This is a genomic window from Staphylococcus sp. Ze2, from assembly GCF_048568365.1.
Taxonomy (GTDB): Bacteria; Bacillota; Bacilli; order Staphylococcales; family Staphylococcaceae; genus Staphylococcus; species Staphylococcus xylosus.
On the sequence record NZ_CP183486.1, the window covers coordinates 425,740 to 451,369 of the forward strand.

23 protein-coding genes and 1 pseudogene are annotated in these 25,630 nt (G+C 31.5%); 13 read left to right on the forward strand and 11 right to left on the reverse strand.

Features of this window, described 5'->3' with window-relative positions; translation table 11 throughout:
* Positions 1-73 precede the first annotated feature (73 nt).
* The 6 genes and pseudogenes from ACM591_RS01770 to pgaC all read right to left on the reverse strand — a co-directional run bounded on the left by ACM591_RS01770 (position 74) and on the right by pgaC (position 7,580).
* On the reverse strand, positions 74-541 hold the full coding sequence (locus ACM591_RS01770; RefSeq protein ID WP_029378594.1) for a PTS sugar transporter subunit IIA: 468 nt from the start codon (positions 539-541) through the stop codon (positions 74-76).
* A 19-nt stretch (positions 542-560) separates the two neighbouring features.
* Positions 561-2,606 carry a BglG family transcription antiterminator gene (locus tag ACM591_RS01775; RefSeq protein ID WP_326026879.1) on the reverse strand — a complete coding sequence of 682 codons (2,046 nt, stop codon included), beginning with the start codon at positions 2,604-2,606 and terminating at the stop codon, positions 561-563.
* Between the two features lie 494 nt (positions 2,607-3,100).
* Positions 3,101-3,676, reverse strand: a complete 576-nt coding sequence (locus tag ACM591_RS01780; protein ID WP_029378592.1) for a TetR/AcrR family transcriptional regulator — start codon at positions 3,674-3,676, stop codon at positions 3,101-3,103.
* A gap of 549 nt (positions 3,677-4,225) precedes the next feature.
* A complete protein-coding gene (gene icaC, locus ACM591_RS01785) occupies positions 4,226-5,293 on the reverse strand; it encodes a polysaccharide intercellular adhesin biosynthesis/export protein IcaC (protein WP_029378591.1) in 1,068 nt (355 codons plus the stop codon).
* Positions 5,286-6,136: pseudogene (icaB, locus tag ACM591_RS01790) on the reverse strand (intercellular adhesin biosynthesis polysaccharide N-deacetylase). The gene icaC and the pseudogene icaB overlap by 8 nt, the downstream one beginning before the upstream one ends.
* A 268-nt stretch (positions 6,137-6,404) precedes the next feature.
* A complete protein-coding gene (pgaC, locus tag ACM591_RS01795; protein ID WP_326026876.1) occupies positions 6,405-7,580 on the reverse strand; it encodes a poly-beta-1,6-N-acetyl-D-glucosamine synthase in 1,176 nt (391 codons plus the stop codon).
* Between the two features lie 361 nt (positions 7,581-7,941).
* Here pgaC and ACM591_RS01800 point away from each other — a divergent pair, with 361 nt between their 5' ends.
* The 3 genes from ACM591_RS01800 (at position 7,942) to eutH (ending at position 11,276) form a co-directional block, all read left to right on the forward strand.
* Entirely contained in the window at positions 7,942-9,372 is a 1,431-nt protein-coding gene (locus tag ACM591_RS01800; protein ID WP_225489415.1) for a sensor histidine kinase, read from the forward strand.
* A 1-nt stretch (position 9,373) separates the two neighbouring features.
* Entirely contained in the window at positions 9,374-9,940 is a 567-nt protein-coding gene (locus ACM591_RS01805) for an ANTAR domain-containing response regulator (RefSeq protein ID WP_418354407.1), read from the forward strand.
* Between the two features lie 97 nt (positions 9,941-10,037).
* The gene (gene eutH / locus ACM591_RS01810) at positions 10,038-11,276 is read left to right on the forward strand and encodes an ethanolamine utilization protein EutH (protein ID WP_038679273.1); all 1,239 of its coding nucleotides are present in this window, start codon (positions 10,038-10,040) and stop codon (positions 11,274-11,276) included.
* Positions 11,277-11,588: 312 nt separating this feature from the next.
* Here eutH and ACM591_RS01815 read toward each other — a convergent pair whose 3' ends face one another.
* From ACM591_RS01815 to ACM591_RS01825, 3 genes are read right to left on the reverse strand one after another with little or no spacing between them, the layout of a single operon-like run.
* Positions 11,589-12,356, reverse strand: a complete 768-nt coding sequence (locus tag ACM591_RS01815) for an SDR family NAD(P)-dependent oxidoreductase (protein ID WP_029378585.1) — start codon at positions 12,354-12,356, stop codon at positions 11,589-11,591.
* Between the two features lie 37 nt (positions 12,357-12,393).
* Positions 12,394-13,785, reverse strand: a complete 1,392-nt coding sequence (locus ACM591_RS01820) for a glutamine synthetase family protein (RefSeq protein ID WP_029378584.1) — start codon at positions 13,783-13,785, stop codon at positions 12,394-12,396.
* A 13-nt stretch (positions 13,786-13,798) separates the two neighbouring features.
* Positions 13,799-15,247, reverse strand: coding sequence for an NAD-dependent succinate-semialdehyde dehydrogenase (locus ACM591_RS01825; RefSeq protein ID WP_326026875.1), 1,449 nt, complete (start codon positions 15,245-15,247; stop codon positions 13,799-13,801).
* A 223-nt stretch (positions 15,248-15,470) separates the two neighbouring features.
* On the opposite strand from ACM591_RS01825, the gene ACM591_RS01830 reads away from it, so the two are divergent.
* The 10 genes from ACM591_RS01830 to ACM591_RS01875 all read left to right on the forward strand — a co-directional run bounded on the left by ACM591_RS01830 (position 15,471) and on the right by ACM591_RS01875 (position 23,958).
* The gene (locus ACM591_RS01830; protein WP_038679271.1) at positions 15,471-16,544 is read left to right on the forward strand and encodes a M20 family metallopeptidase; all 1,074 of its coding nucleotides are present in this window, start codon (positions 15,471-15,473) and stop codon (positions 16,542-16,544) included.
* A 109-nt stretch (positions 16,545-16,653) separates the two neighbouring features.
* The gene (locus ACM591_RS01835; protein ID WP_029378581.1) at positions 16,654-17,097 is read left to right on the forward strand and encodes a VOC family protein; all 444 of its coding nucleotides are present in this window, start codon (positions 16,654-16,656) and stop codon (positions 17,095-17,097) included.
* 89 nt (positions 17,098-17,186) lie between these two features.
* Entirely contained in the window at positions 17,187-17,696 is a 510-nt protein-coding gene (locus ACM591_RS01840) for a YfiT family bacillithiol transferase (protein WP_326026872.1), read from the forward strand.
* Positions 17,697-18,034: 338 nt separating this feature from the next.
* Entirely contained in the window at positions 18,035-18,484 is a 450-nt protein-coding gene (locus tag ACM591_RS01845; protein WP_058625609.1) for a DM13 domain-containing protein, read from the forward strand.
* 77 nt (positions 18,485-18,561) lie between these two features.
* Complete coding sequence (locus tag ACM591_RS01850) at positions 18,562-19,014, forward strand: DoxX family protein (RefSeq protein ID WP_225486929.1); 453 nt, start codon at positions 18,562-18,564, stop codon at positions 19,012-19,014.
* On the forward strand, positions 18,989-19,672 hold the full coding sequence (locus ACM591_RS01855; RefSeq protein ID WP_029378577.1) for a response regulator transcription factor: 684 nt from the start codon (positions 18,989-18,991) through the stop codon (positions 19,670-19,672). Before ACM591_RS01850 ends, ACM591_RS01855 begins: the two co-directional genes overlap by 26 nt.
* A complete protein-coding gene (locus ACM591_RS01860) occupies positions 19,673-20,710 on the forward strand; it encodes a HAMP domain-containing sensor histidine kinase (RefSeq protein WP_029378576.1) in 1,038 nt (345 codons plus the stop codon).
* Positions 20,711-21,116: 406 nt separating this feature from the next.
* Entirely contained in the window at positions 21,117-21,818 is a 702-nt protein-coding gene (locus ACM591_RS01865) for a transglycosylase family protein (RefSeq protein ID WP_029378575.1), read from the forward strand.
* Between the two features lie 621 nt (positions 21,819-22,439).
* Positions 22,440-23,168, forward strand: a complete 729-nt coding sequence (locus ACM591_RS01870) for a transglycosylase family protein (protein ID WP_029378574.1) — start codon at positions 22,440-22,442, stop codon at positions 23,166-23,168.
* A 211-nt stretch (positions 23,169-23,379) separates the two neighbouring features.
* Positions 23,380-23,958, forward strand: coding sequence for a dihydrofolate reductase family protein (locus ACM591_RS01875; RefSeq protein WP_326026871.1), 579 nt, complete (start codon positions 23,380-23,382; stop codon positions 23,956-23,958).
* Positions 23,959-23,991: 33 nt separating this feature from the next.
* Here the strand turns inward: ACM591_RS01875 and ACM591_RS01880 are convergent, their stop codons facing one another.
* Both ACM591_RS01880 and ACM591_RS01885 read right to left on the reverse strand, forming a co-directional pair.
* Positions 23,992-24,102 (reverse strand): VOC family protein, encoded by a 111-nt coding sequence (locus ACM591_RS01880; RefSeq protein WP_225489418.1) that lies wholly within the window; start codon positions 24,100-24,102, stop codon positions 23,992-23,994.
* A 199-nt stretch (positions 24,103-24,301) separates the two neighbouring features.
* Positions 24,302-25,255 (reverse strand): rhodanese-related sulfurtransferase, encoded by a 954-nt coding sequence (locus ACM591_RS01885; RefSeq protein WP_326026870.1) that lies wholly within the window; start codon positions 25,253-25,255, stop codon positions 24,302-24,304.
* Positions 25,256-25,630: the final 375 nt, after the last annotated feature.

Consider the following 25,630-nt stretch of genomic DNA (forward strand, 5'->3'; position numbering starts at 1 on the left):
TAAATTCCTCCTAATTTTTGATCTGTATATTTAAGATATATTGCTTCAAAGATTCATGATTCCGAAAAGCTGTTTATGCTTCTCTAAGTTCATTTTCGATAATATCTACGATGTGAGTACTGTTTGTTGAAGTTGCAATGGCTTCAAGTATTTGATTGTTTTGAAAAATACCCATTAGTTTTTGGAGTAATGATAATTGTGTATCTTCTTTATCCATTGCGAGCATGAAAATTAATTTTACATCTGTTGTTGCTTCAAGTTCTCCCATAATCACAAAAGGTACGGTTTCTTTAAGCACAGCCACGCCGATAGATTTTGAATTAACGTGTTGAATGTCTGTGTGTGGAATTGCTACCGAACAATACACTGTAGGTAAGCCTGTAGCAAAAGATGCTTCTCTTTCAATGACTGCATTTTCATAAGATGATTTGACATAACCATTGTTGTACATGCGTTTTGCTAATTGACTTAATGCCTCATCTTTTGTGGCTGCCTCTAAACCAATAATGATGTTAGATGTATCCAATTTTAAACTTTCCATATGGCTCAACCCCTTTGTTTTACTCTATTATTGAAAAGTGTTTAATAACTTCGAACACTTGTGATTTTGAATCTGTTCGTATAATGTTTTGTACCATTTCGGCGTCTTGAGCCAAGTCTCGTAATTGTAATAGAGGTCTTAAATGTTTGAATTTATCTGTAGCTGCAATAATCACAAATAAATTTACATCAAGTCCTGTTTTTAGTGTTAATGGTTTATCTAATACCAACATACTCATAGAAGTACGATTCACATTTTGTTCGTTTTCTGCATGTGGTATTGCGATATTTTGATTAATAACCATATACGTTTCGTCAAAATATTGAATCATAGAATCAATGTAATTAGCATCTATATAATTTTGCTTATAAAGTGGTTTAGCAGCTACGCGTATGGCCTCGTCTATATTTTTAACGTGAGAGATTAATTGAATATGATTGATAGGTAGCAAATCCTGCAAATTTAAGTGATAATCCAATGATATTGAAGACGATTCGATTGATGTATAGGCATGAATTTCATTGAACTGTTGTTTAATTTCATTTAATAGACTGTCCTCATTATGAATATCAGCGTGTTCACGTATCATCGCTAACATTTTTTGAGCGTGTATATCAGTATCAAATGTGTTGTTAAGTTGTCCGAATACGTGTTGGCGTAGATGATGTTTTTCTTTAGCAGTTAGTATCGCTTTAGTGATGTATAATCTCTTATTTGTCATGATGTGCATTGGTGAGAAGACTACATCAAAATCGAGATTATATTGATTAAACTCGCGTAGTGATAACGCATCTAAAAATATAAATTCAGGAAATACGCTTCGTAGTTCTTGCAACATTAATTGAGAAATTGATGTTCCTTGTGTACAGACAACCACTGCTTTCACTTTTTTATCAATGTCTTCATCTTGTCTTCTTAAAATCCCGCCGATAATAATGGTTAAGTATGCAGTTTCATTGTCGGGCAGAGGTTGTCTTAATATTTTTTCCATTGGTTTAGAAGAGAGTTTTACAAGGTGAAATAATTCTTTATAGTCATCTTCCAGAGTATTCTGTAAACTTTCGATGTCAGATAATTGATATCTAATTCTGTAAAAAGCTGGCTTCATATGAAACATTAATTGATTAAGTAGTGTTTCACGCTCTTTAAATGTGATGAAAGTGATTTTTTCAAATTGATCAAGCATAGACTGAAGAGCTACTTTTAATTCAGGTAAAAATGTTGAATAATCTAGTTCTGACCATTGCACACTTGTTGATAAAAGTTGTAATGTTATAAACAGTTTTTCTTGTCTAGGTATATCAGAGTAATTTGTAGTGAGTATTTCTGTTGCTCGATATTCCTCAGTGTCTGAGAGATCATCATAGCCAATGGAAAAGGGTGAGATAATTTTGTTATGTTGAATTCTTCTAATAATAAAATAGAGTTTATAACGTAACGTTTGTGTACTTTGATCTATAAAATTGTTTTGTAAATATTTTTCGATTTTATTAATTTGTCTATCTATGATTTGAAGTTTTTCTTTGCGTAAACCTAAAATATCAAAAACATCATGGTTTAAAATGTTTAGTGTATATGCTTTATCAATTAAGTTAGTTAAAAGTTTTCTGATTTCAAATTCATTACCTTTTAAATGATAGCCTTTTTGTCGCGAGTATTTCAGCATAATATTATATGGTTCAAGTAGTGACTTTAATTGCTTTAAATCGTTTAATACAGTGTTCTTACTAATTTTTAAATCGATAGAAAAGTGGTTTAACGATAGCATTTCATCTTCTTTAAACAACATCAGTAAAATGAGGTGCGCGCGCTGACAAGCAGTATATACTTGCTCATTTTCCTGTGGTAAAGGTTCAATATATACATTAAGAAAATGTTTTATTGCGTCATCAACGATGAAGAAGCCTTGGCTAGTACGCTCTATCGTAGGTAAATTTTGTTCAGTTAACCATGTATTGATCTTTTGGATTCTATAGCCAAGTTGTCTACGAGATATATTGAACATTAATTCGAGATCTTTGCCTTTAAGCTTAGGGTTTTTAATCAATTCTGTAATGACGCTCAAGTTTTCTGTCTGTATACTGAATCCCTCCTTTGTTGTTGACTCTAATTTAGCACATAGCATCAAAGCGTTGTACATTCATCAGACACAAATTCAATTTTATATTATGTACATCATTGTGATGAACGCTGTAATATACAATGAACATCATTGTTCTAAGACTTTCATTAGATTGTGAAATCACTGAACATATAAAGAGATTTTGTTTATTTATGAAAAGGGAGAGTGGGGTTTCAATTTTGTTATTAGAATAGAGTATTCACAAAGATACTGATATTAAGAAGAAAAACTTATGATAAAACAATAAGTAAAATAGAAAAAGCTGATTTCCGTTTATGGAAACCAGCTTTAAATGGTGTTTAATCCCTGTAGTTAAAGGCAAGAGAATGGGGAGTACAAAGAGGGGAGACTGAGTTCTGTCTTAAATACTCCCTATTTACTATTGATGTATATATTTAAAAAACTTTTCGAAAATATAATCTATAAAATACTAATACTTATTTACTTATTAGAATAACATTGAGTAGTGAAAACATTTCATTTTTGAAAGAGTTTTTAACATCTTGTACTACACCGTACCTTTGCACGAAACAACATTTTAAATACCAACTTTCTAAAAACATCAATATCATATTTCGGAAATCGTCTTCGTTTATTACAAAATCAGAATCATTATAATATCTAGTAACATGGTTATCTAAAACATGATGCGCATTTCTGATAAGTAATAAAAATTCATCTTTAAATTGTTGAGGTGCAAATGATAGTTGTAGGTATAATCTAATATAATTTACATCAACATTAAATATGAAATTAAATAGGAAATGATGTAAATCATCAACTGAATAATTGGAATCTTTATGTGCCTCTTCTATAAAATCTATAAAATAATTTATACACACTTCTATACATGAGCGATAAATTTCGTCTTTGTTGTTATAGTGATAATATAAACTTGCTTTTTTAATATCAACGCTACTTGCAATTTGGTTTAACGTAGTGCCTTCATAGCCATTTTCTGAAAATAAGGAGATGGCATTTTCAATAATTTGTTCTTTTACTCCTAGTTTCAATTTAAAATAGAGCCTCCATATATCAAATTTAATCATATGAAAAAAATAAATTCAAAAAATAAATTATTTCTATTATAACAGTGATTGTACATGAATTGAAAGCAATTGTATTTATATAGTGTGTAATGTGTTTGCTATGTTATTTATTTAATTAATTATTATCTACATATATAATATGAAAAATGATAGCGAATAATTTGTTTAATCGAACTAAACATAAGCCTTAAAATCAATCATAGTTTTTAAAATATTGTATTCAAAAGGAAAATAGATGCCAAGAAGCTGGCACAAAGTAAATTAAAGAGGGCATAAAGATTGTTGATGATTATAACTGAATTATTCCATAAAAAAATAACTATTTAAAGTAAATACTTAATGAATTAGTTAAAAAAATTGTAAATAACAAATAATGTGAACAATTAAGACAAAAAAGATCCGAGACATCATCGATGTCTCGGATCTTTTTTACTTATAGGTAGTAAATAGCAAGAGTAGAAAGCTTGGTATAAGTATATTTGTGCTCTTGTCAATCATTATTAATTTTTATAACTACATTAAAGTTTGATCTTTTAAAAATATTTTCAATTTATAAGGCTGTTTACCGATGAGAAATCTAAAAATATAAAATTCTCGTAAGAAAATTCCTACACCGACACATAAGCCAAGGATAAATAATAGTGAAATTGCGATAAAAATAATAGTTGTATTTTCAAAAGTAGCTGTATATTTGTATAGTGTATCTAAAATAATAGGGTGTAATAGATATATGAAAAATGAAAAAGTGCTAATTAAATTAATGGAACCTAACATCAATGTTTTAAAATGTAAGCATACTCCCAGTAAAAGTAAAAACATAGACATATGGTAAAGTGTGAGTGAGTATGTGAAACTTGTGACTTGCCAATAATCATGTTTTGAAAATATTACAAAACCAACGTATGAAATAATAGATAAAGATATAATGATAAATAGATATTGTTCTAAAAATCGTATAATTTTGTCATAATGAAGTCCTACATAACCACCAACAAAAAAGAAAAAGATCCAACCTAATATAAAGGTATTTTCACTTAATGGATAAACTTTATGGAATATACTGGAAAATTCAGAAGAATTTTGTAAAAAATATAGAAACGTTGTTTGTATGATAAAGCTTAAGCCTAATAAGGTTTTACTATTAAATAATTTAGGAGTTATTTTAAAAATAATATAACTTAATATAAAAAACTGCATTATTACAATAATAAAATAACCGTACCAATAACCTAATAGAACATTTTCAATAAATTGATGACCAAAACTAGTATTTGTATTTAAAGTCTCACTATAACAGTAAAAAGAACCGATGCATAAATAGGGGATAAATATATATTTAAATCTAGACCATAGATAATCAAATTTAAGTTCTTTGTAATTTAGTGTTGTTAGTAATTGAGATAGGATAATGAAACAAGGCGTACCGAAAATGAAAATATTTTGTATATAATAAATTAATTTAAGTTCGCTTAGTTCCGAATCAGCTATACCTTGCATATATTGTGTAATAATATGTGTTAATATAATCAACATGCATACAAAAGCTCTAAAATAAATGAGTTCAATTTTTGATTTAGTCATCTTTAAACCCTTTCCAATTTTGGATTAGTTTGTTAAAAGTGTCGTCATTCATAAGTATTCTAGGAATATAATAATTGTTATCATTTGGTGTAATAGCTTTATCTTCAAGTGTGTAACCATATTTAATGCCAGCATTTTTAAGGCTCGTTATATTTTCATCAGATATTTGGCCATATGGATAAGCGATCGAATCGTTTTGGTTACTAAAATGTTTCTTTAAATAGCTATTACTATTTTTAATATCATTTTCTAATTTAATATTGGATGCTGAAACCATTAATGATTTATTCTTTTTTAAACTATGTAAATCATGCGTATGTGAATTAAATTCCCAAAACCCGGATGCTTTCATTTCATTTAATTGATCGAGCGTTATGAGATTTAAATTATGGAAGTTTTTGTACCAACACGATTAGTTATAACAAAACCAGTAGCTGGAACATTATGCTTTTTTAAAATGGGATAAGCATTCTTATAAATAGATGCATCCATATCATCAAAATTAATCCAAACACTCTTTTTAGGAAAATTTCCGCTTTCTTTATATTTAATTAATTCTTTCTCAGTTAAAAAATGTGCATCATGTGCTTTTAACCATTTAATTTGATTTTCAAATTTTGATTTGCTAATACTATAAGACTTTAGCTCTTTACTGTTTGAGCTGTAATATAATAGTTTATCAAAAAAGTTATCACTTCTTACACGATGATAATTTAAAGCAAGCGCACTATTTTCTGCAAATTTTAATTCCTTTTGTTTTGCGTGAATCTCAGATGGAGAATAGTTTGAAAGAATTATAAAAATAACCAATAGCACAAAAAATGATTTTCTTATGTTAATCAATTTAAACGCTCCTTATTTTTAAGCATATTAACTAAAAGGCTTATAGTAAAAATAAATATTGAAATTATTATAAATAATAATATGATTCTAAATAAAATATTCATGCTGGATAGTTCAATATTTAAAACTGTACGGATCAACAATACTGGATAACTGTTAATCTGTAGAAGTGAACCCCCAATGACTACAAATGAAATACTGCAATAGCACCAAAATATAAAACTGAATAATATTATAATAGATTCACGAATGACATTTAATTTTGATTTTACTGTTTGATATTGCCCCTGTCTGGACTGCTCCATGTTGCAAACGCTCCTTTCTTCCTCTTCAATGCTTTAGGGAAAGCAATAATTGCTACAAGCGCGTTAATAATCCAGTAAATTGTTGGATACCAACTTAGAAAAAATATAGTTAAAACGTTTATCTTTTCGTAGCGACTATCGATAATTAAAGATATAGTGAATTGGATTATATTGATAAACGTTAAAATTAGCGCAGAGAGTATGACAATTGTAAATTGATATTCCATATAATAGTAATCAAAGAAGTTTGCGTTAATCAGCGTCAACATTAATATAAATAAAACTAAATAAACCCATATAAGTGAGAAAATTTGCTCAAATAATAATAAATATAATGCTGGATTTTTAGATTTGAGTGTACGCTTAAAATCACGTATCAAAACTTCTTGGCCACCTTGTGCCCATCGTACTCTCTGTTTCCATAAACCACCTACAGTTTCAGGAACGAGCATCCAACATAATGCACGAGGTTCATATTTAATATTCAATTTGGAAAGATGGAATTTCCATGAAATAGCAATATCTTCAGTTATCATATCGATGTCCCATTTATTCACTTGGATTACTGCTGATTTTCTAAATAATGTGAACACACCTGAAATTGTATTAATTTTACCAGTTATAGATTGAGCTCTTTTAATACTTCCTACCATACTTGCATATTCAACAGCTTGAATTTTTCCTAATATAGAACTTTTATTTCTAATCCTAGGATTTCCAGTCACTGCTGCTAAATGTGGGTTCTTACGGAAGTTATCTAACATATAATAAGGCGCGTACTTGATTCCCTCATTTAAAGCATTTGCTTTCCCTTTATTTTCTTTTAAATCAATAAAGATGAAATTAAGCGATTCTTTTAGTTCGTTTACTACTTTTGCAGTGAGGTCACTACTACCATCGTTAATTACAATTACTTCTTTATTAGGAAATTCTAGTTGTAAAACATTTTCAATAGTTTCTTTAATCGTCTCTTCTTCGTTATAGCAAGGTATTAGAAAAGAAATACCTTGTTCATCAATTTGCTTATTAGGTCTACGTTTAAGTCGCAGTTCATGCGAAAGGGAGTAGAAAAGTGTACCAACAATCCAGAAAATAGACATAAACAAAGGATACATTAGTAATAAGCTAAATATTTTCAAATTTTTACCTACCTTCCGTTAGTTAGTGTTTAAATCTTATAACTTTATTCACAATTATGCAACTGTAATTTTATTTTTTTAAAAATTAAGTAATTATTAATTGTCATTAATCTAATCGTGAGAAACCTTTATGATGGCATGTATAGTAATTTTGAATAAAATTTGACAAAATTATATTTCTATAAATAGAAATATAATTTATCTTAAAAATAAATAAATGTAAGTGATCATTTTTAGGTGTACTTGCCATGATAGTGTGAAATTACTATAAAATTTTGAATTATTGCGTTTTGAATTGACATATTTTTGACAAAATTTCATAATAGTAAATGAATATAAAAATCTAAATATTCACATAAATATGTTTGGAATGATGCATATCGATGAAGTAAGTATAAGATGTAAAGCAAGGACAATGTTGTCAGAGGCAGCAATAAATAAAATTTCTGAGGTATCAGGACAATTACAAATGATTGCCAATTTGAATCAGGCAAATGTTTTTATTGATTGCCCAATAGAAGAGCATGGTGAAGTTATTGTTGTTGCAGAAGCAGTTCCGGTGAATTGTAAAAGTTTGTATCAAGGATCTGTAGTAGAAGCTAATGTTTATGAAAAGTTTGAGCCTGCTGTATTTGAAGTGCTTTCAGGTAGTGAATTTGCACAACATCGCGCAATTTCACAAGAAGGTAAAGTTGTAGAGCAGAGCGCTACGCCAATTAAATTAGCTAATGAAATTATTGGTATTCTAATAATGGAAATAGACGTCAGTAATAAAATTATGGAAGAAAAAAGATTGAAAGCATTAACACAAGCAACTAGTACTCTAAGTGATTTGGTATCGAATTCGGAGAATAATCCAATTTTTGTACCAGACATGATTGAAGAAAGCTTGTTTGATTTAGATAATGATTTGAACATACGTTATTTTAATTTAGCAGGAGAAGCAATGGTAAGTGAGCTTTTACATTTGGACTGTGAAGCAGGTTTGAATTTCATAGAGTTGTTTCCATCTATCGAAAATATGCTGACAGATGGACGAGTTATCACAATTGAAGAGCGTGCGCTACAGGGGCATTATTTTCAAATTAAATGTATACAGTTGCTTGAAGATGGTGTGATGACCGGTCATTTAATTCTGTTAAAAGATATTACAGATTTAAAAGAAAAAGAACGTGCATTAATATCTAAATCAGTTGCTATAGGCGAAATTCATCATCGTGTGAAAAATAATTTGCAGACTGTTGCCAGTTTATTGCGTTTACAGATGAGACGAGGTTTACCCAATGGAAGTGAAAAGTATTTCCAAGAAAGTCTTAACAGAATTTTAAGTATCGCATCTGTTTACGAAGTTATACTAGATGAATCATCTACAGATTCTGTGAATATTGATAAATTAATTAAAAAAATTGGGAATATGATAGTTTATAACGAAACTCCTAATAAAAAGATACATATTAATTATAAAACAGATGAAAATATCCACTTAATTTCAAATATAGCAGTGTCTATCGCATTAATTGCAAATGAACTTATAACGAATTGCTTAACACATGCATTTAATGGACAAACAGAAGGGGTAATTACTGTTTGTCTATCGTATAATGCTCAATCTGAATTAATTAATTTAAATGTACAAGACACGGGAAAGACTGTGTGTGAATTCAAACAATCATTTGGTTTGAAAATTGTAAACACAATTACGGAAAATGACTTGGACGGGACTTTTAAAATTGAACGTAACAGTGTTGGAACGATTGCGAGAGTGGAGTTTCAATACAAAGGGGAGAATTAATATGACATCTATTATAGTTGTTGAAGACGAGTCAATCGTTAGGATGGATATCGTAGAAATGTTAGAAGAAGCTAATTATAATGTAGTTGCTGAAGTCGGTAATGGAGAAAAAGCATTAGAAGTTACTGAGAAGTTTCGACCAGATTTAATCATTATGGATATTAAAATGCCAAAAATGGATGGTTTAAAAGCAAGCAAAATTATTTCGAAAAAATACAATATCCCAATATTGTTACTGACGGCATATAGTCATTGTGAATATGTAGAAGAGGCGAAACAAGCTAATATAGTGGGCTATATTGTGAAACCTATTTCCGAAGCGCAATTATTACCAGCTGTTGAGATTGCAATGAGGCAAGCTCAAAATATTGCTGAATTAAGATATGAAGTGGATCATACTAAAAAACAAATGAACGATAGGAAACTTGTTGAAAAAGCAAAAGGCATATTGATGAAGCAATTAAATTTAACGGAAGAAGCAGCTTATCAGAAACTCAGGCGAAAGAGTATGGATGAGCAAGTGGGTATTGAAATTGAAGCTTCGAAAATCATAGAAAAATTGAGATAACAAAACAAGTGAATATAAAAAGCAAAGGTGCTTATTTGAATTAATCAAATAGGCACTTTTTTGTTTTTTTATAGCCTTTAACAATGGGGGAATCATTATGGAACATATTGGAACGGTAATTATTTATATTATTATGGCGTGCGCAGTTTTAGGTGCATTTGGTGCGATTCGTAATGCAGATAAAGGTATAGGTAAAGAGTTTATGGAAGGGATTTATACTATTGGACCTATTTTTGCTAATTCAGCAGGTATCATGGCATCAATTCCTTTTATTTCAAAATTCATAGAACAAGTTTTTGGACCGCTATTTGACAAGATTGGTGCTGATCCAGCAATCGCAGCTACTTCTATACTTGCAACAGATATGGGAGGATATCAACTTGCAGATGTTTTAAAGCAAAGTTATGAAGGATGGATAATGGCGATGATTGTTGGTTTTATGGCGGGGGCTACCATTGTGTTTACAATACCACTAGGGTTGCCAATGCTGGATAAACGAGATCATAAGTATATGGCGTTAGGAATATTGTCAGGGTTATTGGCTATACCATTTGGCGTTTTTATTTCCACGGTAATAATCCTATTAAGCCATACAAAAGTTAGAACAGTCATTGATACAACAAGTGCTGCAACACATATATTTCAAATTAGCATGTCTACGGTATTTATCAATCTTTTACCATTAATTATATTTGTGTTAATCACAGCAATAGGGTTGTATTTCTTTTCCGACATTATGATTAAGATATTTATTGTTTTTGGTAAGGTTCTAGATACATGTATTAAATTAGTATTTGTCTTTTCTGTAGTGGAAATATTTACAGGTTTGTTTACCACTATATTTGGTAGTTGGGGATTTGATCCAATTATGGCTGACAAGCACGATAATTTTAGAGCATTAGAAAATGCAGGTAATATAGCTATTATGTTATCAGGTGCTTTTCCAATGGTATATTTAATTCGTAAATACTTTTCTACGGGGTTACACAAAGTTGGAAGTAAAGTAGGGCTAAGTGAGGTAGGGAGCGCAGGTTTTATTGCAACAATTGCGAACATTTTAGCAATGCTTAAACTTGTAAGGGATATGCCTCCGAAAGATAAGGTGCTCAATATTGCATTTGGTGTATGTTCAGCATTCTTATTAGGTGATCATCTTTCTTATACAGCAAATTTTCAGCCTACACTGATACCTGCTGTAATGATTGGTAAGTTGAGTGCAGGTATTATTGCGATTATATTTGCATATATATTATGTATTCCAAAAGCGAAAAAATTAGAAGAAATTGATAGACGTGCAGGCATTATTGGCGAAAATGAATATTTAGAAAATAAGTAATAGTAATAGTTCGAGGCTACAAATTCAGTATTTAAACTATTCAAAACGACTGTTTCAAATATAATTTGTACAAAGTTGATGGAAAATGAGATGTATCAATTATTGTTCATAGAATTAAAAAATCCCGAGACTGATAATGTCTCGGGATTAATTTATATTTTATTAAGAAAATCTGAATGAAATTATTTAAGTTAGTAGTTAAGTTAAAGTATTGGTGCATGTGTATTTTTAAATTATGTGCTAAAAGTGACCATAAAATATATAAGGTTTTGCTACAATTCTCTAAAGCTTTTTAAATATATGTGTGATCACTTAGAAGTAGTTTGCAGTGATACCGCCATCTACGTTAATGTTTGCGCCGTTTGTCCAATCTGATTCATCTGACGCCAAATATAACGCACAGTTTACAATATCTTCTGGTTTACCGAAGCGGCCAGTTGGCTGTCTGTTTAATCTAGTATTTTTAGCATCTTCATCTGAGACTAACCACTCCATTAGTAATGGTGTTTCGATTGGTCCTGGACTTATTGCGTTAGTTCTAATACCTTTAGGTCTAAATTGTATAGCTAAGGATTTAGTTAAAGAAACAACAGCGCCTTTTGATGCGGTATAGGCATCTTGTGGTACAGAACAACCCATTTCAGCGACAAATGATGCAATATTAATAATAGAACCAGAATTATGTTTCTCCATTTCAGGAATTACATATTTTGTCATAAAGAAAATTCCTTTAACATTGATATTCATGACTAAGTCCCAGACATCTTCACTTGTATTTACTACAGAATTATCCGCTTCAGGCATAACACCGGCATTGTTATATAGTACATCAATTTTTCCATAAGATTGAACAGTCTCTGCAACTGCATTTTTAACATTCTCTTCGTTTGCAATATCTACTTTGAACAAGGAGGCTTCGCCACCATTGTCTTTAATTAATTGCACAGTTTCAAGTCCAGCTTGCTCATCTCTTTCAAAGACCGCAACTTTAGCACCTTCATTGGCAAAGGTTTGTGCTGCAATTTTCCCCATACCGCCACCTGCGCCGGTAATAATACATACTTTATCTTTTAGTCTCATAAATTGTTCCTCCTTATAATAATAGTTCAGTATTGTATTAGCTCTGTTCGAAATAACGTGAACGTTCCCAAGTCGTAACGTAAGAGTCGAAATCATTTTGCTCTGATTGTGCTGCTTCTAAATAGTGATTTGCGACATCTTTACCTAATACTTCTGTGACAACTTCACTATTTCTCCATTGCAAAATAGCTTCATGTAATGACGATGGAATTCGAGTGATACTATCTTGTTCGTAGGCATTACCAACCAATTCGTCACTTAAAGGAATCTTGTTATCGATACCATATAGTCCTGCACCTATAAGTGCGGAATATGCTAAGTAAGGGTTCATATCTGCACCTGAAATACGTGATTCAAAGCGTAATGAATTGCCATCACCAACTACACGGTAACCTGCTGAACGATTATCTCTGCTCCATGCTATGCTAACAGGCGCCCAAGAGTTTGGTGCGAAACGTTTATATGAATTGACGTAAGGTGCAAACATTAAGGCGAAATCTTTAGTATATTTTAAAATGCCAGCTAAGAAATGTTGCATAGTTTCAGATTTAGGTTCTTCTGCGTCGTCACCAGCATAGAAGGCATTCGTTTTTGTTCCTTTTTCCATCATGCTGAGATGTATATGACCACTTGATCCAGTCCACTCTTCGTAAGGTTTAGCCATAAAAGTTACGGATTTATCATTTTGTATACAAATTTCTTTCATTCCATGTTTGAACATGATGTGTTGATCTGCAGCATTTAAAGCATCCGAATATTTTAAATTGATTTCATGCTGTCCTTTGTAGGCTTCACCTTTTGAAGATTCAACAGTAATTCCCATAAGATGCATTTGGTGTCTTATTTCTTGATAAATAGGCTCGTTTTTACTGCCTTGTAGTAAATTGTAATCTTCATTTAAATGTCCAGCAGCTTCCAAATTATTGTAACCTTGCTTTGAAATTTCTTCGAAAGAATTATTAAATAAGTAGAATTCTAATTCACTAGCCATATGTGGTGATAAACCATGTGATTCAGCCTTTTGGATTTGGTGTTTTAATATATTTCTTGGTGCAATACATATAGGCTCACTACCGTCTACGGAGTAAACATCACAAAAGACCATGGCAGTTTTTTCTAACCACGGCACAACTTTTAACGTATCTAAATCAGGTACTGCTAAATAGTCGCCATAGCCTTTATTCCAATTCATAAATTCAAAGTTTTCATTTGTATCCATTTCAAAATTTGTACCTAGTAAGTAGTTACAAAAATGTGTGCCTTCTGAAATATCATTTTCTAAAATAAAGTCTCCTGTAATTCGCTTACCCATGAGTCTTCCTTGCATATCACAAAATCCCATGATGATAGTGTCAATTTCATCTGATTTGACTAATTCAATTAATTTATCTTTTGTTATATTTCCAGTTACTCTATTTTTGTTTTGCATATGTGACATCCCCTTAGCTATTTTGTTTAAATAAAGATAGTGAAATATATTTTAATTCTAGGAAGCCATCTAGGCCGAAGTGACTGCCTTCGCGTCCCATCCCGCTTTCTTTAATACCGCCAAATGGTGCTTGAGGTACACTTAATTGAGTTCCGTTAACGCCAATCATTCCAAACTCTAATTGTTCACTAATTTGATATACTGTGTTGATATTATTAGAGAAAAAGTAAGCAGCTAGTCCATAAGGTGAGGCATTTGCTATTTCTATTGCTTCTTTAGTAGATTCAAAAGTAATAATTGGTGCTACTGGTCCAAAGATTTCTTCTTGAGCAATCGACATAGTTGGCGTGACATCAGTTATAACTGTAGGTTGATAAAAAAGTTCAGAGCCTGCTATATCAGCTTTGTGCCCACCTGTTTTAATAGTTGCACCATTTTCTTGGGATTCTGCTACTAATTTTTCAACTTTTTCAATGGCTTGTTGGTTAATTAATGGACCAACTTGTGCACCGGATTCATTGCCAGGAGCTACTTTTAGCTTATTAACTCTACTAATGATTTTTTGGGTAATCTCTGATTCGATATCTTTGTGTACGAGTATGACGTTAATTCCATTACACATTTGACCACTATTCTCAAATTTATTATCGACTATAGCGTCAGCTGCGTTATCTAAATCGGCGTCAGGTAATACGATTGCAGGTGCGTTACCTCCAAGTTCTAGAGAAATACGTTTTATTTGTTTGGAGGCCTCACTCATTAAGGTTTTTCCAATTTTAGTAGAACCAGTGAAGGACATTTTTTTAACGCGTTTATCGTTAAATAGTTTGTCAGATATTAATGAAGAGCTACCTGTAACAATATTAGCAACGCCTTTATCGATGCCAGTAGCTATTAATTCTTCAAAAATAGCAATCGCAATTCTAGGTGTATCACTAGACGGTTTAACAATAACTGTACATCCTGCAGCTAGTGCTGGTGCAACTTTACGTGCAACCATTGCACCTGGGAAGTTCCAAGGTGTAATTAGACCACAAACACCTACGGGTTGCTTAATTACTGAAATACGTTGGTTTTCAGATGATGGTGGAATGATTTCCCCATATATACGCTTGCCTTCTTCGGCAAACCAGCGAATGAACTTAGCACAAACACCAATCTCACCAAATGCTTCGTTATATGGTTTGCCTTGTTCTTCACTCATAATAGTTGCAAGTTCTTCCTGTTTATTAAGTAAGTTCACTGCCCACTTTTCTAAAAATGCTTGTCTAGTTTCAGCTGTATAATTAGACCAACTTTCAAAAGCATTAGCAGCGCTATCAATTGCTTTTTGAACGATCGGACCATCTACACTAGGAACTTCTCCAATAGTTTTACCACTTGCAGGATCGACAACTGATAAAGTTTTTTCAGTTTGAATTTGCTCACCATTTATCCAATTGTAATTTAAATTTCGTGTCATAAAATCGCCCCTTAACATGCAAAAAGGCGCTTATATACACAATCAACGGGATTGTGATATAAGCGCCTTTGCTTAATTTATATTTACTTGTGAAAATTCAAAATAATATTACTTGTTTCTTTTATATATTGATATAAACAAAGATTACTAAAATTTTTAAATCTTGTCAATATTCAGATAATATATTATACTTTTTCACAATTAAAGGCAGGGGGTATGGTTTATGCAAGATACATTAGATTTATTAGAACATTTGATTCAATTTGATAGCTCTAGTCAACACACTGCAAATGAAACGATAGATTATTGTGCGGATTGGTTACAAAAAGAAGGTTTGGCGTCAGAAATAATAATAAATAATGGTTATAAGATGCTTGTTTGTAACGTAGGAGAAGGCAATAAAAAACTTGTATTAAATGGTCATGTTGATGTTGTTAGTGGTAAGAAGCACCAATTCACACCACAAATTGAAGACGGCAAGATTTATGGGCGAGGTTCGGCAGATATGAAAGCAGGCGTCGCTTCATTTATGGTAGCGATGCGTGATTTGAATAATATTGACTTAGGAGATGTATGTGTTCAACTTCAATTGGTAACGGACGAAGAAATTGGAGGATATAATTGTGCTTCATATTTAACAGATCAAGGTTATTTAGGGGATTTTGTAATTTGCGCTGAACCAACACAAATAGGAATTGGCTTTCAAGCTAAAGGTATTTTGCAATTTGATATTCAATTAAAAGGGAAAACAGCTCATGGTAGTAGGCCTTGGGAAGGGGAAAATGCAATTGCTAAAGCGATGGATGTTTATCATAAGATACTTGATTTGCCCTTTGCTAAAGAGTCTACAGATATATTTGAGTCACCTTCAATTAACCTTGCCAAGATTAAAGGTGGCGAAGTATACAATAAAGTGCCTGATGAATGTTTGATTTCATTTGATATTCGCTATTTACCCAACCAAGATAAAGAAGATATTTTAGCGCAAATTAAAGAGATTACTGATGGTGAAATTACTTTGAATTTGACTGGTTCAAGCGTTAAAAATGAAATAACCAATCCTTATATCCAAAATTTGATACAACATATTAAAAAGGTTGGAAATAAAGAGCATGTTGATGTGTTCGGGCAACATGGTTTTGCAGATACAAGATATTTTTCAAGGTATGATGTCCCGGCCATTGAATTCGGTCCATCAGGTGGGGAATGGCATGGTGATGGTGAGTATGCAGTTATTGAGTCTTTAGAGACATATAAAGATATTATTATTTCATTTAGTAAGAATTTTGCTCATTAAAAAAAGAATAACTCATTCATCATGAGGGTAAAGGATTACTATAACAAAAATTAATTATAACCTTGGAAATAATATGCAATTCAATTCCAATAATGAATGAGGAGATTTAATGAATAGAATTAATTTAATCACATTAGGTGTTAAAGATTTGAAGGCATCGCTCCAGTTTTATAAAAATATTGGTTTTAAAACAACTGCCGAGGTAACAGATGACAATTTAGCAATCGTGTTTTTTAATAATGACGGTACAAAATTAGAAATTTTCCCTGTTGAAGAATTAGCAAAAGATATAAATGCAGAAAGTCCTCCTACCATAGCTACAGGTGGTTTTATAGGTATTACTTTAGCTTACAATGCCAAATCTAAAGAGGAAGTTGATTCAATTTTAGAGCAAGTTGAGACATTTGGCGCAACAGTTGTTAAACCAGCCCAAGCATTAGAGTGGGGTGGTTATGGTGGTTATTTTACAGATATCAATGGTTACTATTGGGAAGTCGCATATGGCGATATGTGGGAATTTGATGAACAAAATATGCTGATTATTCCTGATTAAATTTATGATATTTGGTAATACAACTATTGGTGATAGCAATGATATAACAGTCACAATCGAAAAAATAACTAATGATTAGGTGATTTAATATGGATGTAAGGTTTCCAATTGGTAAATTAGACACGCCTGAAAATGTAACATTGGATGATGTTCAAAAATGGCTAGCAGAAATCGACAATTATACACGACGTTTAAGAGATGTAGTTGAAAATATCACAGAAGAAGAATTAAATAAAACGTATCGTAATGGAAGTTGGAATGTACGTCAATTAGTCCACCATATTGCGGACTCACAACTCAATATGTATCAAAGGTTGAAATTAGCATTAACAGATAATAATCCAACCGTCTTACCATTTAATCAAGAAGAATGGGTAGAATTAGAAGATAGTTTAGCTCCTATCGAATATTCTCTGCAAATGTTAGAGGGGATTAATGCCCGTATTGTAGCATTAGGGAATCATATTGATAAAGATCAATTAGAACGTAAATTCACCCTTAAAGATAGCGGAGAAATCACAGTTGCTACAAAATTAGCTAAATTGGCATGGCATGAAAACCATCATTTAGCCCATATTGAAATTGCATTATCGAGATAAATATCACTTTTAATTTTAAGCTGATTATCGGTGGATAAACTAGCTATTACTTAGTTTTTAATATTGTTACATTTAGCATGAAAAAGCGCTACGGAATCAATTAGCAAAGTTGATTTCGTAGCTTTTTTGTGTGCATTTGTTTGAACACGATTAGATATAAATGGTTTTTACTTAATTTATTAGAAATATAGATACTTATGATGTTATTTAAATCTTAATTGGAATTTTTTATATTTAAGAATGAGTTAAGAAACGTTAATAATCAGTTAATGTTAAATAATATATCTTCTCAGTATTATAAAGATATGAAAAAAATAAATTGAAAGTAGGTATATATTATGAACATTAAAACATTATTTATTTCAGCAACGGTAGCGACATCATTATTGCTAGGAGCATGTAATAATATGAACACTAAGAAAGAAGATATGAAAGAAGAAACTAAATCCGAGACAAAAATGGATAACAAAGACATGAGTGAAAGTAAAAATATGACAGAAGGTATGTTTAAAGGAGAAAATAAAGAAAAAGTAGAAGGTAAGGCAATGATTCATGATAATAAACTGATGTTAAAAGATTTCAAATCATCTAAAGGACCAGATTTACATGTATATCTCACTAAAGATGGCGATATTAAAAAAGGAAAGAAAATAGATAAAGTTGATTATGATAAATCAGAACAAACATTTGATTTAAAAGGCATAAATACCGATGAATATAACACGGTAACAATATACTGTGACAAAGCTCATGTAACCTTTGGTTCAGCAGAACTAAAATATAATTAATTGATTTGTGGATTGGCTTCTAGATTATAGGTTAGGTCAATCCACACTATATTATCAAGGAGTGGATTAATGAGATGATATCGAAAATTATATTGCTAATCATTCGATTAGGGTCTGGTTTTTATATGCTATTTCAAGGCTATGAAAAATTAACAGGTGGTTTCGCGATAGATGGTTTAGTATCAGTAATTAAAGAAAACCAGGATTCCCCAGCTTGGTTTAAATTTTTCTTTGAAGCAGTTGTGGCGAATCATCTAGAGATATTTAAATGGATGGTGCAACTTGGAGAGATTGCTATAGGGCTTAGTTTGATTCTTGGTGTGCTTTCATATACAGCAAGCTTTTTTGGTGTTTTTATAATGTTAAATTATATTCTTGCAGATATGATTTTCACATACCCAATTCAATTGTTTTTCTTTATAATTATATTAATGAATAAAGAGATAATAAATTCAATAAGCTTAAATCATTTTATAAAAAGAAAACAATTAAGGAATGATGAAAATGCCCCACATACTTATAGCGGATGATGAAAAAGATATCAGAGAAATCTGTAAAACCTACTTTGAATTTGAGGGTTATCAAGTAACCCTTGCCGAAAATGGTAAAGAAGCACTTGGGTTCTTAGATGAATCTATAGATTTAATGGTGTTAGACATTATGATGCCTGAAGTGGATGGCTATGACGTGGTCAAAGAAATGAAAGCACAACAATTGGATATTCCATACATTTATTTAACGGCTAAAACAAGTGAGTCAGATACAATTTTTGGACTAATGTTAGGCGCGGATGATTATGTGAAAAAACCATTTAGCCCAAGAGAACTTGTGATACGAGCGAAAAATTTATTGGATAGATTAGCAACAAAACCTAAAAAACATGAAGTTATCAGTTGTGGTGATCTTAAATTGAATAATGTGACTAAAACAGTAGAAATTAATGGTGAAGCTGTACCATTTCGCATTAAAGAGTTTGAGTTACTTTGGTATTTTATGACACATGAAGATGAAGCTATTTCAAAAACCTCATTAATAGAAGAAGTTTGGGGATATGAATTTTACGAAGATGTTAATTCACTTAATGTTCACGTTCATCGTATTAGAGAGAAATTGGAAAATAATCGGTTTAATGAATATACAATTTCAACAGTTTGGGGACTCGGTTATAAGTTTCAAAGGAGTGTTTAAATGACAATTCGTAAACAATTAATTTATTCATTTATGGGGTCATTATTTATAACGACACTTTTGGTTTTTATATTATACAAATTAATGTGGTTCGATGTTCATCAAACTATATTACTTACACTTTGCTCTTTTGTATCAAGCATGATGACGATGGCTATAGCGATATTCTTCTCTGTCCCAACGATTCATAAAATTGAGAGATTAAATGATTGTACTGACCAAATTGCCAAAGGGAATTATAAAGTAGAGGATTTAAATATACAATCACCGAAAGAATTAAAAGAATTAAGTGATGCCTTTAACCAAATGACTATAAGAATCGACAACCAAATGACTCAAATTAAAGCAGAACAAGATGAAAAATTAGCTATGGTTCAGAATTTAGCGCATGATCTAAAAACACCGTTAGCTAGTATTAAGTCATATTCAGAAGGACTTAATGATGGCATGATTCATACTGAATTAGCTAAGCAAGACGCTTATCAAGTACTTATTAGACAAGCAGACCGTTTAAATCAAATGTTTGATGACTTAACAGATGTCATGTCTGTAAATAATAAACGCTCTAATACGCGCATAAATATTGATCAATTATTGATGCCTATTTTGGAGTCATATCAACAATGTTTGAAAAAAGACAAGAGACAATTAGAAGTTAATATACCACCTAATATAAAGTCTTTCTACCAAGATAAGATTGCATTGGAACGCATTGTTACGAACTTTATAGATAACGCATTGAAATTTTCAGATACTGATAAAGTAGTGGCAATTACTGTATTTGAGCATGAAGGTAACATGTTAGGCATTTCAGTGAAAGATGAAGGTATAGGTATAAAGCAACAACATTTAAGATATATTTTTGATAGAACTTATAGAGTAGATAACTCAAGAAATAAAAAAACTGGAGGGTCTGGATTAGGGTTGTATATTGCATCGACGTTAGCCAAACAAATAGGTGGTGAAATTTCTGTTGATAGCACATTTGGACAAGGTACGACAATGACAGTATATTTCCCGAGAAATTTAACAGTTTAATTCATATGATTATTGTATAAAGGTATGTTGTTTGGATAATCCAAATTAATGTACCTTTTATTACGTTTGTTCAAATATAAGTCAATAATTAGCAGTAAAAGAGTGAAGTTTTCGCACTTATTACATTAATGTTACAAAGACACAAATTGGTAGATAAACTATAGGAACTTTCATGACAGTTTTCAAAAAGGATTTTGTAATAAAAATAACTAGATTGTATGTAATTGGGATGTAAAAAAGAGGTCGTTTATTTTAATTTCATTGTAACCTACAAGAGTTTTATGGATGTTATAGTACTATTTGTGAATTAATTGAAGCAGTAAATTATCTCTGTGTTAGATAATTGAAATTCAATAACAATTTTAAAAATAAAAACGAAAATTATCTTCTGGGAGGATTATTAATAATGAAAAAAACAGTAGTAGCATCAACATTAGCAGTAGGATTAGGTGTAACAGGATTAGCAGCAGGAAATTCAGCAGACGCTTCAGAGCAAGGTGTAGATAAAGCACAATTAGCTCAACAAGCACAAACTAATCCAGAATCATTAAACGAAGCGCCAGTACAAGAAGGTGCTTATAACATTAACTTTAATTATAATAATTTAGACTATAGCTTCCAATCAGACGGCCAATATTGGACTTGGAGCTATGGACAAGGTAATGCTTCAGCAGAGCAACCAGCACAAGCTGAGCAACCAACTCAACAAACTCAACCACAACAAACAGAGCAAGCATCAACTGAGCAACCAGCTCAACAAGCTGCTCCACAAACTGAGCAAACTCAGCAACCAAAACAAGAAACAACTGAACAAGCTTCAACTACTTCAAATGAATCAAGCTCAAGTGAAGCTTCAGAAGGTTCATCAGTAAATGTTAACTCTCATTTACAAGCAATCGCGCAACGTGAATCAGGCGGCGACTTAAAAGCTGTTAACCCATCATCAGGTGCAGCAGGTAAATATCAATTCTTACAAAGCACATGGGATTCAGTAGCACCATCTCAATATAAAGGTGTATCTCCAACAGAAGCGCCTGAATCAGTACAAGATGCTGCAGCAGTTAAACTTTATAACGAAGTTGGCCCTTCACAATGGGTAACTGCATAATATAATAGAAGTTCAAATTTTAATTATATGAATTTTAAGAGGCTAGGACATTAATAAATGTTCTAGCCTCTTATTTGTTTATGCTTAATTCTTTTATGTGAAGTTAGTAAGTCATCTAATATTAATATAATTTAGGTTGTTCGAAATAAGATAATTCTTTATGGAAAATTGTTTTCTTTTGGAGATTGGAAATTAGATAAAGGTATAATTTGTTAGGTAGTCATATATAAATATAATTTTGTAATAGCTTAAATGGAATATTTTAGCTATTGATGTATTCTAGGTTACTCTTTTAAATGTGTGAAAAATAAGAGCAATGTAGGTATTATTTTCACACTAATTACAAGCATGTTACATAACCAAAAAGTGTATAAATACACTTTTTGCCTTTGTGAAAGTTTTTAAGTAGTCATATACGTATGTTTATCGTACTTTTTAACGTAATGAGGACGTAAAAAATCGATTGTTTTTTTAACTTGGCTGTAACCTACACGCTTTTTATGGGTGTTATAGTAGTAATTACAAATTAGTTGTAAAAAGTAAACATTTTCGATTGTTGGAATTGCAATCTAATTTTTAAATCAAAAATATAGAAATTATCTCTTAGGAGGATTATTAATAATGAAAAAAACAGTAATTGCATCAACATTAGCAGTAGGATTAGGTGTAACAGGATTAGCAGCAGGAAATTCAGCGGATGCATCAGAACAAAATATTGATCAAGCAAATTTAGCACAACAAGCTCAAAATAACCCAGAACAATTAAATGAATCAGCATTACATGATGGTTCATATAACTATAGCTTTAATCAAGACGGAGTAAACTACAACTTTACTTCAGATGGCGAAAACTTTAGCTGGAGCTATGGTGAAGGATCAGGAGAAGGTTCAACTAGCTCATCAGCACAAAATACAGATAATAGTGGACAACAAAGTGAACAAGGAGCACAAACAGAACAAGCTCCAAGTGAACAATCTTCACAAGCACAACAATCAACTCAACAAAGTGCACCACAACAAGAGTCAGCTCAACAACCACAACAAGAAACAGCTACTCAATCTTCAGCTAGCTCAAACGAATCAAGCTCAAATGAAGCTTCAGAAGGTTCATCAGGTGTAAATGCACACTTACAACAAATTGCACAACGTGAATCAGGTGGCGATATTCATGCTACAAACCCATCATCAGGTGCTTCAGGTAAGTTCCAATTCTTACAAAGTACATGGGATTCAGTAGCACCAGCTCAATATCAAGGTCAACCAGCTGGTAATGCACCAGAAGCAGTACAAGACGCTGCAGCTCAAAAATTATATGATGAAGTTGGCCCTTCACAATGGGTAACTGCATAATATAGATATTCAGTATCAAAAATAGCATAAACTTTAATTATAAGATAACGGTTGGGGCACACAAATGTCTCAGCCGTTATTTTTTATTTTCTTTAAACTCAATAAATTATCGATTTAAATATGGGTATACATAAAATAATACGACTCGTAACTTTTAATGAAATTTGTAAGCGAAAAATAAATTTGTAGCATTTAGATAGGGGTAATTATTATGAGAAAACTTGTAGTGTTTTTGCACAGTTCTTTGGATGGTTTTGTTGAAGGCCCTCAAGGCGCTATGGATATTGGATGGATTACTTATAATCATGAATTAGAAGGTTTTGCTAATGAAGTGTTACAAACGGCAGACACAATTGTTTGGGGCTGCAAAACATATGAAATGATGTATGATTATTGGCCAACAGTACCATCAAATGAAAATGCTTCTGAGCATGAACTTAACCACGCGAAATGGATTGAAAATGTTGAAAAAGTTATATTTTCAAAAGCTTTGAATAGTGTCGATTGGCATAATTCACGATTAGTTAAAAAGAATGTTAAAGATGAAATCATTCTTATGAAGCAACAAGAAGGTAAAGATATTGTAGTATTGGGAAGCCCTCGGTTCGCACATTATTTGATGCAATTAGATGTAGTGGATGAATATAAAATTACTGTTTCGCCTATACTGATTGGTAAAGGGTTGCCATTATTTCAAAATATACACGAACAAGTAGATTTAAAATTAATTGATAGCCAAACGTTTGAATCGGGTGCTTTAGGACTTATTTATCAAAAAAATAAAGAGTAAACAGAAAGTAGAGGTTGGCTAAGTTACCGACCTCTATTTTTTGAACAGTACTTTAACATCAATCGTTGTGAAAGCTTTTTCTGCTTCGGTATCAAACCATAAATGTGGCACAATTTTTTGGTGAGTCATAACTTCATCTTCCATTTTTAATTGAATACATATTATATACCCGTTTTAAATAGATTGAAGAAATAATGATGGAATAATTAATTTATAACAGAAAAAAGCTGAGACATTTGTATGTCCCAGCTCTAAATATACTTTTAGAAACATCGATTAAGTTGAAGTACATTTATAGTTAGTCTGTCAGTTCAATCGATATTTAATATGTGCTTAACACAGTTTATTGATTTACTAGTTCTTTGAAATTTTCTAAGCGATTCGCTTTTTCTTCTTCACTAATGTCATGTTTTTTAACGTAGCGATTATTTTCATGAGCTGCACATTCGTGAGAGCAAGCACCTAAATAACGTGCTTCATTTTCTTCTGATACTAGAATTTGTTTATTACACTCAGGATTACTACAGTTGATATAACGTTCACAAGGCGTATCATCAAACCACTCTTTACCTACAACTGTCTTATCTACATGGTTCACTTCTACGCTGATACGTTCATCAAAAACATACATTTTACCGTCCCAGAATTCACCTTTTGTTTCTGGATCTTTACCGTAAGTAGCTATGCCACCTTCAAGTTGACTCACATTTTCGAAGCCTTCTTTTAATAAATAACCTGAGAATTTTTCGCAACGTATACCGCCAGTACAGTAAGTTACAATTTTTTTATCCATAAATTGATCTTTGTTTTCTTTTATCCAGTCAGGTAAATCTCTGAATCTTGTAATATCAGGACGAACTGCGCCACGGAAATGACCAAGGTCATATTCATAATCGTTTCTCGCATCGATAACGATTGTATCGTCGTCTAGTAATGCTTCTCTAAATTCTTTTGGAGATAAGTAGTTACCAGTTAATTCTCTAGGATTTACGTCGTCTTCAAGGTCTAAAGCTACGATTTCTTTTCTTGGGCGAACGTGCATTTTCTTGAAAGCATGTCCTTCAGCTTCATCAACTTTAAAAGTGATATCTTGAAATCTTTCATCAGCTTTTAATGCAGCCATATATTTATCGGTAGCTTCAATCGTACCAGAGACTGTACCATTAATGCCTTCTGTCGATACTAAAATACGACCTTTAAGATCTAATTCTTTACAAAAGTCTAAATGTTCTGTGGCAAAAGTTTCGGGGTCTTCAATAGTTGTATAGTTATAATATAATAATACTCTGTAATCCATAATTCTATTCTCCTCTAATTGATTTTTATAGTTATTCATTTATATTAATGTTGGGTTATAGTGGTTCGCGTAAAAAGTATACATCACGTTATATTTAATATAAGAACAGTTTATACTTTGGATAAAAGCACAAAATTCTCCTTATTACATTGTAACAAAAAAGGGATAATATTCAATTTATAAATTTGGCTAAATTCAATATTTTAATTAAACGATTAATAGACCGATATAATTATTCGATGGGAAATATGTTAAATACAAATATTGGTAGAAATTATTTACTCTGCTACTACTATTTTTAAATTGCCTAATATGAATTAATTTCATTTTTCGTAAAAGATGAGTTTACTATAAATAGAAGTTATTGAGATATCC

Excerpts from the sequence above, each read along its gene's own strand:
- ACM591_RS01770 (WP_029378594.1), bottom strand. The coding sequence starts at position 541 with ATGGAAAGTTTAAAATTGGATACATCTAACATCATTATTGGTTTAGAG.
- icaC (WP_029378591.1), bottom strand. The coding sequence starts at position 5,293 with ATGACTAAATCAAAAATTGAACTCATTTATTTTAGAGCTTTTGTATGC.
- ACM591_RS01800 (WP_225489415.1), top strand. The coding sequence starts at position 7,942 with ATGTTTGGAATGATGCATATCGATGAAGTAAGTATAAGATGTAAAGCA.
- ACM591_RS01805 (WP_418354407.1), top strand. The coding sequence starts at position 9,374 with ATGACATCTATTATAGTTGTTGAAGACGAGTCAATCGTTAGGATGGAT.
- eutH (WP_038679273.1), top strand. The coding sequence starts at position 10,038 with ATGGAACATATTGGAACGGTAATTATTTATATTATTATGGCGTGCGCA.
- ACM591_RS01815 (WP_029378585.1), bottom strand. The coding sequence starts at position 12,356 with ATGAGACTAAAAGATAAAGTATGTATTATTACCGGCGCAGGTGGCGGT.
- ACM591_RS01820 (WP_029378584.1), bottom strand. The coding sequence starts at position 13,785 with ATGCAAAACAAAAATAGAGTAACTGGAAATATAACAAAAGATAAATTA.
- ACM591_RS01825 (WP_326026875.1), bottom strand. The coding sequence starts at position 15,247 with ATGACACGAAATTTAAATTACAATTGGATAAATGGTGAGCAAATTCAA.
- ACM591_RS01830 (WP_038679271.1), top strand. The coding sequence starts at position 15,471 with ATGCAAGATACATTAGATTTATTAGAACATTTGATTCAATTTGATAGC.
- ACM591_RS01835 (WP_029378581.1), top strand. The coding sequence starts at position 16,654 with ATGAATAGAATTAATTTAATCACATTAGGTGTTAAAGATTTGAAGGCA.
- ACM591_RS01840 (WP_326026872.1), top strand. The coding sequence starts at position 17,187 with ATGGATGTAAGGTTTCCAATTGGTAAATTAGACACGCCTGAAAATGTA.
- ACM591_RS01845 (WP_058625609.1), top strand. The coding sequence starts at position 18,035 with ATGAACATTAAAACATTATTTATTTCAGCAACGGTAGCGACATCATTA.
- ACM591_RS01855 (WP_029378577.1), top strand. The coding sequence starts at position 18,989 with ATGCCCCACATACTTATAGCGGATGATGAAAAAGATATCAGAGAAATC.
- ACM591_RS01860 (WP_029378576.1), top strand. The coding sequence starts at position 19,673 with ATGACAATTCGTAAACAATTAATTTATTCATTTATGGGGTCATTATTT.
- ACM591_RS01865 (WP_029378575.1), top strand. The coding sequence starts at position 21,117 with ATGAAAAAAACAGTAGTAGCATCAACATTAGCAGTAGGATTAGGTGTA.
- ACM591_RS01870 (WP_029378574.1), top strand. The coding sequence starts at position 22,440 with ATGAAAAAAACAGTAATTGCATCAACATTAGCAGTAGGATTAGGTGTA.
- ACM591_RS01875 (WP_326026871.1), top strand. The coding sequence starts at position 23,380 with ATGAGAAAACTTGTAGTGTTTTTGCACAGTTCTTTGGATGGTTTTGTT.
- ACM591_RS01880 (WP_225489418.1), bottom strand. The coding sequence starts at position 24,102 with ATGGAAGATGAAGTTATGACTCACCAAAAAATTGTGCCACATTTATGG.
- ACM591_RS01885 (WP_326026870.1), bottom strand. The coding sequence starts at position 25,255 with ATGGATTACAGAGTATTATTATATTATAACTATACAACTATTGAAGAC.